This is a genomic window from Paenibacillus sp. Y5S-9 (assembly GCF_036894235.1).
Taxonomy (GTDB): Bacteria; Bacillota; Bacilli; order Paenibacillales; family Paenibacillaceae; genus Paenibacillus.
The window spans coordinates 182632-193341 of the sequence record NZ_CP145887.1; the positions used below are offsets into that span (position 1 = coordinate 182632).

At 45.3% G+C, this 10710-nt stretch carries 9 protein-coding genes and 1 tRNA gene; 8 read left to right on the plus strand and 2 right to left on the minus strand.

The annotated features are described in order from the left end of the window. Positions 1–105: 105 nt before the first annotated feature. Complete coding sequence (locus V6669_RS00890) at positions 106–1203, plus strand: DUF4163 domain-containing protein (RefSeq protein WP_338589902.1); 1098 nt, start codon at positions 106–108, stop codon at positions 1201–1203. A 166-nt stretch (positions 1204–1369) separates the two neighbouring features. Here V6669_RS00890 and clpP read toward each other — a convergent pair whose 3' ends face one another. Next, a complete protein-coding gene (gene clpP, locus V6669_RS00895) occupies positions 1370–1966 on the minus strand; it encodes an ATP-dependent Clp endopeptidase proteolytic subunit ClpP (protein ID WP_017691245.1) in 597 nt (198 codons plus the stop codon). A 176-nt stretch (positions 1967–2142) separates the two neighbouring features. Continuing rightward, positions 2143–2217 (minus strand) — tRNA-Arg (locus V6669_RS00900). Positions 2218–2643: 426 nt separating this feature from the next. On the opposite strand from V6669_RS00900, the gene V6669_RS00905 reads away from it, so the two are divergent. The 7 genes from V6669_RS00905 to secG all read left to right on the plus strand — a co-directional run bounded on the left by V6669_RS00905 (position 2644) and on the right by secG (position 10422). Continuing rightward, positions 2644–3669 (plus strand): sugar-binding domain-containing protein, encoded by a 1026-nt coding sequence (locus tag V6669_RS00905; protein WP_221822444.1) that lies wholly within the window; start codon positions 2644–2646, stop codon positions 3667–3669. Between the two features lie 106 nt (positions 3670–3775). Beyond that, positions 3776–4783 carry a type I glyceraldehyde-3-phosphate dehydrogenase gene (gap, locus tag V6669_RS00910; protein ID WP_017691243.1) on the plus strand — a complete coding sequence of 336 codons (1008 nt, stop codon included), beginning with the start codon at positions 3776–3778 and terminating at the stop codon, positions 4781–4783. Positions 4784–4933: 150 nt separating this feature from the next. Beyond that, entirely contained in the window at positions 4934–6115 is a 1182-nt protein-coding gene (locus V6669_RS00915) for a phosphoglycerate kinase (protein ID WP_310342101.1), read from the plus strand. Positions 6116–6151: 36 nt separating this feature from the next. Next, complete coding sequence (tpiA, locus tag V6669_RS00920; protein ID WP_036616221.1) at positions 6152–6904, plus strand: triose-phosphate isomerase; 753 nt, start codon at positions 6152–6154, stop codon at positions 6902–6904. Between the two features lies 1 nt (position 6905). Next, on the plus strand, positions 6906–8450 hold the full coding sequence (gene gpmI, locus V6669_RS00925; RefSeq protein ID WP_076333468.1) for a 2,3-bisphosphoglycerate-independent phosphoglycerate mutase: 1545 nt from the start codon (positions 6906–6908) through the stop codon (positions 8448–8450). 240 nt (positions 8451–8690) lie between these two features. Next, positions 8691–9977: a phosphopyruvate hydratase gene (eno, locus tag V6669_RS00930; RefSeq protein WP_062837741.1), complete on the plus strand. Its 1287-nt coding sequence runs from the start codon at positions 8691–8693 to the stop codon at positions 9975–9977. 211 nt (positions 9978–10188) lie between these two features. Beyond that, positions 10189–10422, plus strand: coding sequence for a preprotein translocase subunit SecG (gene secG, locus V6669_RS00935; RefSeq protein ID WP_062837740.1), 234 nt, complete (start codon positions 10189–10191; stop codon positions 10420–10422). The last annotated feature ends 288 nt before the right edge of the window (positions 10423–10710 follow it).

Here is a 10710-nt window from a genome sequence, read left to right on the forward strand (position 1 = left end):
AATCGGGTTAATTATAATAGAGAGGTGAGCGTATGAGATATGCGATCAGGTCAGGATTACATACGCAATGATCCCTAATTGTGAATTCAGAGAGGAGTTTTATATATGACATCATGGAAAAAATGGACAAGTGCTTTGCTCGCAGCAGGAATTATTGTAGGTAGCGGTTCGGTATGGCAGGACAGTTCGGTTCAGGCAGCATCGGTATCCTCGAAAGTGACAACCCCGGCTGAGGTAACTCTGAAATCGGGTGGGAAAACACTGACTCAAAAAGGACTTCTTCAAGGTGGCTCAACTTGGGTCTCTCTTACTGCAGTTAAAGATGTGGCAGGTGGAACCCTGAAATATGATGCGAAAACCAAGTCATATACGGTAACAGCAGCCAACAATGCGATGACCGTTAGCCTGATGGATGGACAGCCAAACGTTTATATTAACGGTTATTACCCTCAAGTGGAAGCGAAATTGATTCAGGGTCGATTGTATATTCCATTCTCAGCAATGAGAGATTATTTGGGTGTACAGGGGAATTGGGATGGCAAAACCAAAACGTTGACACTCAGCAAAGTGAAACAAAATAACGTTAAAATTAAAGCGGCAACAGTTAATGTTACTGTAAAAAATGCTGAAGTAGATGTTCAATATCCACAGGTGAGTGGACTTGCCAGCAAAGAAGCTGAAGCAGCGATCAACAAAGTGCTGAAAGACGAAGTGGATGCTTATGTAGCTGACTTCAAGAAACAGACATCTGAATTCGGCGGTGCTACAGCCAACCGTCCATATGCATTTGAGAGCTCTTATGTAGTGACGTACAACGAAAAAGGCGTGCTGGGACTCATTACACAACGATACGAAGATTATGCTGGCGCTCATGGTATGACATACCGTACGGGCCACACCTTTGCACTGGACACAGGTAAGGAGCTTACATTAGATGATGTGCTGCAAAATAACAAAACCATGCGCGAGACGTTGGGTAAAAAAGTGGGCGAGCAACTGAAAGCCCGCGGTGGATACCTCGATGGGTATAAAGGGTTAAATAAAGATCAGGATTTCTATGTTACACCAACGGGTGTGGTCGTGTTCTTCCAGCTGTATGAGTATACAGCGTACGCAGAGGGATTCCCTGAAATGCCATTTACGTATAAAGAGATTCTTCCTAAAGGCACAGAACCATTTAGCGATGTAACGGGAACCAAATAAAGAATCATTATTATGCACTCTTAAGTTATTTTTCTTATAAAATGAAAAAAGAAGCCCTCATCATGATCATGATGAGGGCTTCTTCTCGTATAGACAACACAATGAGGTGTTGCTGATTACGTTAGGTATTGATATATTAACGCGAAGACCGTGTTCTAACTAACACTTAGATTCCTTGGGAACCTACGTTTTCAATAACTTTATCAATGATACCGTAATCGGCAGCTTCAGCAGCACTCATGAAGTAGTCACGATCTGTATCTTTCTCAATCCGCTCCAGCGGTTGACCTGAACGCTCAGAGATGATGCGGTTCAATGTATCACGCATTTTCAGGATGCGGCGAGCACGAATTTCGATGTCGGAAGCTTGACCTTGAGCACCACCAAGTGGTTGGTGAATCATGATTTCACTGTTAGGCAACGCAAAACGTTTCCCTTTTGCACCGGCATTCAACAAGAATGCACCCATGGAAGCGGCCATACCTACACAGATGGTAGATACATCCGGTTTGATGAATTGCATTGTATCGTAAATCGCCATACCGGCTGTAATCGATCCGCCTGGGCTGTTGATGTATAAGTGAATGTCTTTCTCCGGATCTTCCGCAGCCAGGAACAACATCTGTGCCATAATGGCATTAGCCACTACGTCATTAACATCGCTACCAAGGAAAATAATACGATCCTTCAGCAATCTGGAGTAGATGTCGTAGGCGCGCTCACCCCGGTTGCTCTGTTCAACGACCATTGGAATAAAACTCACGTGAAAAACCTCCTCGGAATGTAAATGTTATTGGTGTTTATACTTAAACTGTTACCGTATTACCCACATAATAAACAATTCCAAACAAAAAGTCAAAGAAAGTCAAACTAACTTGCAAAAAAAAGAAACCTTTCCGGTTTCATTGGTTAAATGGGTTATGAGCTGTTAAATAAAAATGGCGCGCCCGCCAAGAATCGAACTTGGATCTCAGGCTTCGGAGGCCTACGTCATATCCATTGGACCACGGGCGCACATTATGTGATAGCAATAATGATTATAGCTCATGAAATATTTAATTGCAAGCAGTTCGTTGTGGTATTGGTTTGGATTAACCCAAAAATGATCATGATGAAGAAGAGTGGATAAAGAGTGCATTTAAGTAAATGCTATTAGAGGTTTTGGACATGCCGTATGAAATGTGATTCTGAGCGATATGTAGATTGAATTCATTTGTTTCTTCTATATATGGTATGCGTGAGCTAGTCCTTGATCATGGAAGTCTAGGATTGTGAAAATAGGCGCGTACAAACGCTGAATGCGTGTCGAAATAACACGTTGAAACACTTGCATGTCACGTCAGTTTTAGGTAGAATAGACGTGGGACTTAAAAAGTTAACCCGGGACGTTTTAGGGCCACGAAAGAGAGCTTAGAACGAGAACTTGCGGGAGTGGAAAGCATGCGAACGATTTTAGAAGTACAAAAGCAGCTTCTGCCTGATCTCATGGATATCTTGAAAAAGAGGTATACGATTCTGCAACAGATCATGTTATCGGATGTGATCGGACGGAGAACGTTAGCTAATTCCATGCAGATGACCGAGCGGGTTCTGAGGGCTGAGACCGATCTGTTAAAGGCTCAGGGACTTATTGAAATTGACAGTGCAGGAATGAAGATCAGCGAGGCAGGGTATGATTTGCTGCAGCAGTTAGAGCCCGTAGCCAAAGAGTTGTTCGGATTATCCGAGCTGGAAGAGCGCATCAAGCAAGCCTACGGTCTGCAAAAGGTGGTTGTGGTTCCTGGTGATTCGGACGTTTCTCCATTTGCCAAAAGGGAACTGGGCAGAGCCGGAGCGAAGGCTCTCGGCAATATCATGAGTGACAACGACGTTGTCGCCGTTACTGGCGGATCAACAACGGCCGAAGTCGCAGAGCAACTGACTCCGCCAACATCGCTCAAAGGTGTCTGGTTCGTACCGGCACGCGGTGGACTTGGAGAAAGCCTTGAAATTCAGGCAAATACGATTGCATCCACAATGGCAAAACGGGTAGGAGCGCAATACAAACTCCTGCATGTACCGGATTTGCTTAGTGATCATGCCTACGAATCATTAATCCAGGACCCCAGTGTTCAGGAGATTCTGCAGCTGATTCGGAAATCGCGGATTGTAATTCATGGAATTGGTGATGCCGTGGAGATGGCGACAAGACGTAAACTTGCGACGGAGATTATCGATGAACTTCAGGAGCAAGGAGCCGTATCTGAATCTTTCGGTTATTACTTTAATGATCAGGGTAAGGTGGTACATACCATGCTTACACTGGGTATGCGACTTCAGGATATTGAACGAACCGATGTCGTGATTGGAATTGCAGGTGGCAAAAGCAAAGCTGCTGCCATTCACTCCGTGTTGCGATTTGGTCAGGAAGATATTCTGATTATTGATGAGGCTGCTGCCGAAGTCATCGTTGCTGAAATGGAATAAGGGTTTACTTTGCATCACAACTATTGTTGTCTTGACGGACTTCACCGTCTGTCTTGAATATATAAGTTTCATAAAAAATTAATCAAAACTTGGGAGGAACTTACTCATGATTAAAGTAGGTATTAACGGTTTTGGACGTATTGGACGCTTGGCATTCCGCCGTATTCAAAATGTAGCAGGCATCGAGGTAGTAGCAATCAACGACTTGACTGACGCTAAAATGCTCGCTCATTTGCTCAAATATGATACAACTCAAGGTCGCTTCGATGGCGATGTTGAAGTACACGATGGCTTCTTCAAAGTGAACGGCAAAGAAGTTAAAGTATTGGCTAACCGTAACCCGGAAGAACTTCCTTGGGGCGACCTGGGCGTAGATATCGTTCTGGAATGTACTGGTTTCTTCACAACTAAAGAAGCAGCTGAGAAACACTTGAAAGGTGGAGCTAAGAAAGTTGTTATCTCCGCACCAGCTACTGGCGACATGAAAACCATCGTTTACAACGTAAACCATGAAATCCTCGACGGTACTGAAACTGTAATCTCCGGCGCATCTTGCACAACAAACTGCCTGGCACCTATGGCAAAAACACTGCAAGACAAATTCGGAATCGTTCAAGGTTTGATGACTACAATTCACGCTTACACTGGCGACCAAAACACGTTGGATGCTCCACACCCTAAAGGTGACTTCCGTCGTGCTCGCGCAGCAGCTGAAAACATCATCCCTAACACAACTGGTGCTGCTAAAGCAATCGGTCTGGTAATCCCAGAACTGCAAGGCATCCTTGATGGTGCAGCTCAACGTGTACCAGTAGCTACTGGTTCCCTGACTGAGCTCGTAACTGTTCTGAACAAAAAAGTAACTGCTGAAGAAGTTAACGCAGCTATGCAAGAAGCTTCCGATCCAGAAACTTTCGGATACACAGAAGACGAAATCGTATCTTCCGATATCCAAGGAATCACTTTCGGTTCCCTGTTTGATGCAACTCAAACTAAAGTTCTGACTGTTGGCGACCAACAATTGGTTAAAACTGTAGCTTGGTATGACAATGAAATGTCCTACACTGCACAATTGGTTCGCACTTTGGAGCACTTTGCAAAAATGATTAAGTAATATCTGAAATAAAATAGAGCGGAAACAGATGCTATATTGTTTCCGCTCTTTATATATCTACATTTTGCAAATTTCTCAAAAACACCAGGACTGACAAGGGATTTTAGCTCTTGATTGGTCCACCAAATACATGGGTGCGGAGGAAATACAATGAACAAAAAAAGTGTACGCGATATCGAATTGACAGGAAAACGGGCTTTTGTCCGTGTAGATTTCAATGTGCCGCTCGAAGATGGTAAAATTACAGATGACAAACGTATTCGTGCAACGCTTCCTACAATCAACTTCTTGATTGAAAAAGGCGCTAAAGTCATTTTGGCAAGCCACATGGGTCGTCCTAACGGCGAAGTGGTTGAATCCTTGCGTTTGACTCCAGCAGCTGAGCGTTTGTCTGAATTGCTCGGTAAAACAGTTGTTAAAGCTGACGATTCCGTTGGTGACGCTGTTAAAGCTCAAATCGCTGAACTGAACAACGGCGACGTATTGTTGCTTGAAAACGTTCGTTTCCATGCAGGCGAAGAGAAAAACGATCCGGAACTGGCAAAACAATTTGCTGAACTGGCTGACGTTTTTGTTAACGATGCGTTTGGCGCGGCTCACAGAGCACACGCTTCGACTGAAGGAATCGCTCACTTGCTTCCAGCAGTGTCCGGTTTGTTGATGGAGAAAGAACTTGAAGTGTTGGGTAAAGCAATCTCCAACCCTGAGCGTCCTTTCACAGCTATCATTGGTGGATCCAAAGTTAAGGACAAAATCGATGTAATCGACAACCTGCTGAACATTGCAGACAACGTGATCATCGGTGGCGGTCTGACTTACACGTTCTTCAAAGCACAAGGACATGAGATTGGACAATCCTTGTTGGATGAATCCAAACTTGATGTTGCTCTCGGTTTCATCGAAAAAGCGAAAAAACTGGGCAAAAACTTCTACCTGCCGGTAGATATCGTAGTGTCTGACGATTTCAGTGCGAAAGCAAACACACAAATCGTTGACATCGATGGCATCCCAGCAGATTGGGAAGGTATCGACATCGGTCCTAAAACACGTGAGATCTATGCTGACGTAATCAAAAACTCCAAATTGGTTGTATGGAACGGACCAATGGGCGTATTTGAAATCGAGCCATTCTCCCACGGTACTCGTGCAGTAGCAGAAGCTTGCGCTGAGACAGAAGCTTACACTGTAATTGGTGGTGGTGACTCCGCGGCAGCAGCTGAGAAGTTCAAATTGGCTGACAAGATGAACCACATCTCTACAGGTGGCGGTGCATCGCTCGAGTTCATGGAAGGTAAAGTACTTCCAGGCGTAGTGGCATTGAACGACAAGTAAGTTTTAGTAGTCTATAGCATGAAGGAGTTGAAACCCATGAGAACACCGATTATCGCAGGTAACTGGAAAATGTTCAAAACGGTTTCCGAATCCAATGACTTCATTCAGGAAGTTAAAGGAAAAGCGGAAGTTGAAGGCGTGGAAACTGTAATCTGCGCACCGTTTACAAATCTGCCATCCCTGGTAGAAGCCGTTAAAGGCACAAACATCAAAATTGGTGCACAAAATCTTCACTTTGAAGACAACGGTGCATTCACAGGTGAAATCAGCGGCGTGATGCTGAAAGACCTGGGTGTGGATTATGTCATTATTGGTCACTCGGAGCGCCGTCAATATTTTGCGGAAACCGATGAGACTGTTAATAAAAAGTTGCATGCAGCATTCCGTCACGGATTGACTCCAATCTTCTGCTTGGGTGAGACGCTTGAAGAGCGTGAAGCGAACCAAACAAAAGACGTATGCAAAGTGCAAACAGTAGCTGCTTTTGCAGGTCTGTCTGCAGAGCAAGCGGCACAAGTTGTTATCGCTTATGAGCCAATCTGGGCGATTGGCACAGGCAAATCCTCCACTTCCCAAGATGCGAATGAAGTTATTGCTTACATCCGTACGCTGGTGAAGGATTTGTACAACGAGACGGTTGCGAATGCAGTTCGTATTCAATACGGCGGCAGTGTTAAACCGGAGAACGTAACAGAATACCTCGGACAAAGCGACATCGACGGCGCACTTGTTGGCGGTGCCAGCTTGCAGCCGGCTTCGTTCATCGCGCTTGTTGAGGGGGCGAAGTAAGATGACAGCTCCAAAACCTGTAGCACTGATCATCATGGATGGCTTCGGTCTGCGTAACACGGTGGAAGGCAATGCGGTAGCGCAAGCCAAGAAACCGAACTACGACCGTTTCATGAGCCAATTTCCACATACAACGCTCACTGCTTGCGGTGAAGCTGTAGGTTTGCCAGAAGGGCAAATGGGAAATTCCGAGGTAGGTCACCTGAACATTGGTGCCGGCCGGATCGTATACCAGGATTTGACCCGTATCTCCAAATCCATTCGTGACGGCGAGTTCTATGACAATGAAACACTTGTCAAAGCTGTTCGCGAAGCGAAACAAAGCGGCAAAAAGCTTCATCTCTACGGCTTGTTGTCCGATGGCGGCGTACATAGTCACATCGACCACCTGTTTGCTATGCTGGATCTGGCCAAAAAAGAAGGAATGAATGATGTATATATTCATGCTTTCATGGATGGCCGTGATGTTATGCCAGACAGTGGTAAAGACTTCATGCAGAAACTGATCGCTAAGATTGAAGAAGTCGGTGTAGGTAAAATCGCAACGGTTCAAGGTCGCTATTACGCGATGGATCGTGACAAACGTTGGGAACGGGTTGAGAAATCATACCGCGCCATCGTTTATGGAGATGGACCGAAATACACTGATCCACTCAAAGCGGTTGAAGAATCGTATGAGAAATCCGTATTTGATGAATTCGTTGAACCAACGGTTATCGTCAAAGCGGATGGTGAGCCGGTAGGTTTGGTAGAGAGCGGCGATTCCGTTATCTTCCTTAACTTCCGTCCTGACCGTGCAATCCAGTTGTCGCAAGTATTCACGAACCAGGATTTCCGCGGTTTCGATCGTGGTCCGAAGTTCCCTGTAGGCTTGCACTTTGTATGTTTGACTTTGTTCAGTGAGACGGTTGAAGGTTATGTGGCTTATTCGCCGAAGAATCTCGACAACACCCTGGGTGAAGTTCTGGTACAAAACAATAAAAAACAACTGCGTATTGCAGAAACTGAGAAATACCCGCACGTTACCTTCTTCTTCAGCGGCGGTCGTGATGTGGAGCTTCCGGGCGAAACTCGCGTACTGATCAACTCACCAAAAGTTGCAACGTATGATCTGCAACCGGAGATGAGCGCGTATGAAGTGGCTGACGCATGTGTTCGCGAGATCGAAGCAGACAAACATGACGCCATCATTCTGAACTTTGCTAACCCTGACATGGTTGGACACTCCGGTATGCTGGAGCCTACCATCAAAGCGGTTGAAGTAACAGATGAGTGCATGGGCCGTGTTGTGGATGCAGTACTTGCCAAAGGCGGCGTTGTACTGATCACGGCGGATCATGGTAACGCGGATATGGTGTTTGATGAGCAAGGACGTCCGTTCACAGCTCATACAACGAACCCGGTTCCATTCATCGTTACGGATGCTAATGTAACCCTGCGTGAAGGCGGAATCCTGGCGGATATCGCGCCAACGATCCTTGACCTGATGCAATTGCCTAAACCGGAAGAAATGACAGGTACATCCGTCATCGCTACCCGTAAATAAGTTACGCAACAACATATATGAAATTGGGAAGTTTGGAGTTTACCCCGAACGAAGGAAGCAGAAATTGTCCGAAGAAGCAACGCGTTCGCCTTTATCACATGATTCCAACTTATGAAAATAAGTTCAATGGAATCAGGGGATAACAGCGATCAGAGGACAATTCTGCTGACGTAGTGGAAAAGGGAAAACACAAGTGGTCCTAATTTTTAATAAATTTAAATTTAAAGGAGATTATCACAAATGACTATTATTTCTGACGTGTACGCTCGCGAAGTCCTCGACTCCCGCGGTAACCCTACAGTAGAAGTTGAAGTATACCTGGAGTCCGGCGCAATCGGACGCGCAATCGTTCCATCCGGTGCATCCACTGGTGCCCATGAAGCAGTTGAGCTTCGCGATGGCGACAAATCCCGTTACCTCGGTAAAGGTGTTCTGCAAGCTGTTAAAAACGTAAACGAAACAATCGCTCCAGAAGTTATCGGTATGGATGCATTGGATCAACTGGGTATCGACAAATTGATGATCACTTTGGATGGTACGCCAAACAAAGGTAAACTGGGTGCTAACGCAATCCTGGCTGTATCCATGGCAGTAGCTCGCGCAGCTGCTGACGCTTTGGACCTGCCATTGTACGTTTACCTGGGCGGATTCAACGCTAAAGCATTGCCAGTTCCAATGATGAACATCATCAACGGTGGTGAGCATGCTGACAACAACATCGACGTTCAAGAGTTCATGGTTCTTCCAGTTGGAGCACCAAGCTTCAAAGAAGCTCTTCGCGTAGGTGCAGAGATCTTCCACAACTTGAAATCCGTATTGAGCTCCAAAGGCTTGAACACAGCTGTAGGTGACGAAGGTGGTTTCGCACCGAACCTTGGTTCGAACGAAGAAGCAATCACTACAATCATCGAAGCAATTGAAAAAGCTGGTTACAAACCAGGCGTTGACGTATTCTTGGGTATGGACGTTGCTTCCACTGAGTTCTACAAAGATGGTAAGTACACACTTGCTGGAGAAGGTAAATCTTACACTTCCGCTGAGTATGTTGACCTTCTGGCTTCATGGGTTGAGAAATACCCAATCATCACAATCGAAGACGGTATGTCCGAAGATGACTGGGATGGTTGGAAATTGCTCACTGAGAAATTGGGAGACAAAGTACAACTCGTTGGTGATGACCTGTTCGTAACAAACACTGAGCGTCTGGGCAGAGGTATCGACGAAGGTATCGGTAACTCCATCCTGATCAAAGTTAACCAAATCGGTACATTGACTGAAACATTTGATGCTATCGAAATGGCTAAACGCGCAGGATACACAGCTGTAATCTCCCACCGTTCCGGTGAGTCCGAAGACAGCACAATCGCTGATATCGCTGTTGCAACTAACGCTGGTCAAATCAAAACGGGTGCTCCTTCCCGTACAGACCGTATCGCGAAGTACAACCAATTGCTCCGCATTGAGGATCAACTGGGTGAACTGGCTCAATACAATGGTCTTAAAGGATTCTACAACCTTAAAAAATAAGCTGGATATCCAGCTTTTACGGGCAAGCCGGGTAACCGGCTTGTCTTTTTTATTGCAACGAAGTAATGGTATAACGTAAGGATCACGCAGATGGTGAAATTTAGGGCATCGTATAAACTGTACTACTTGTAGTACAACCATAGCTATGTTACAATTAAAGTAACTGTTTTTATGGTGAGATGTATGCCCACATGGGTAGGAGGTGGAAAGAATGGATATTGCTTTGAAATTGCTGCTCGTTGTTTTCTCGATCGGTCTAATCACTGTAGTATTGCTGCAGCACGGGAAAAGCGCTGGTTTGGCGGGTGCCATCTCCGGTGGTGCGGAACATCTTTTCGGTAAAACGAAAGCGCGCGGATTGGATCTCTTCCTGCAACGTGCAACGGTGGTACTGGGTGCAGGATTTATGATTTTGTCTATTATTGTTACGGTGGTTTCCAAGTAAGATTCGGAACTGCTGTTCAATGAATAGCTTAAGCTAATGGCTTAATTGATGAACCTTCGTTTCGTGAAGAAACGGGGGTTTTTTAATAAATTCTTACGCGTCCAAACTTTTCCAACAATTTAATCTATAGACTCCATGATTTTCGGTCTTCTTCTCACTTCTGTTTGGTTTCCTTCCTTAAACATGCAACACACTCCTATCATGTATGGTATGTCCCTCGCTTATTCGTTACGCGAACTCACTCCCTATAATGAACGTCATGTGTACAGAAAATTTTCGGATGTAGTT

Coding starts and splice junctions, on each gene's coding strand:
- tpiA (WP_036616221.1), top strand. CDS start 6,152: ATGAGAACACCGATTATCGCAGGTAACTGGAAAATGTTCAAAACGGTT.
- gap (WP_017691243.1), top strand. CDS start 3,776: ATGATTAAAGTAGGTATTAACGGTTTTGGACGTATTGGACGCTTGGCA.
- V6669_RS00890 (WP_338589902.1), top strand. CDS start 106: ATGACATCATGGAAAAAATGGACAAGTGCTTTGCTCGCAGCAGGAATT.
- eno (WP_062837741.1), top strand. CDS start 8,691: ATGACTATTATTTCTGACGTGTACGCTCGCGAAGTCCTCGACTCCCGC.
- gpmI (WP_076333468.1), top strand. CDS start 6,906: ATGACAGCTCCAAAACCTGTAGCACTGATCATCATGGATGGCTTCGGT.
- secG (WP_062837740.1), top strand. CDS start 10,189: ATGGATATTGCTTTGAAATTGCTGCTCGTTGTTTTCTCGATCGGTCTA.
- V6669_RS00905 (WP_221822444.1), top strand. CDS start 2,644: ATGCGAACGATTTTAGAAGTACAAAAGCAGCTTCTGCCTGATCTCATG.
- V6669_RS00915 (WP_310342101.1), top strand. CDS start 4,934: ATGAACAAAAAAAGTGTACGCGATATCGAATTGACAGGAAAACGGGCT.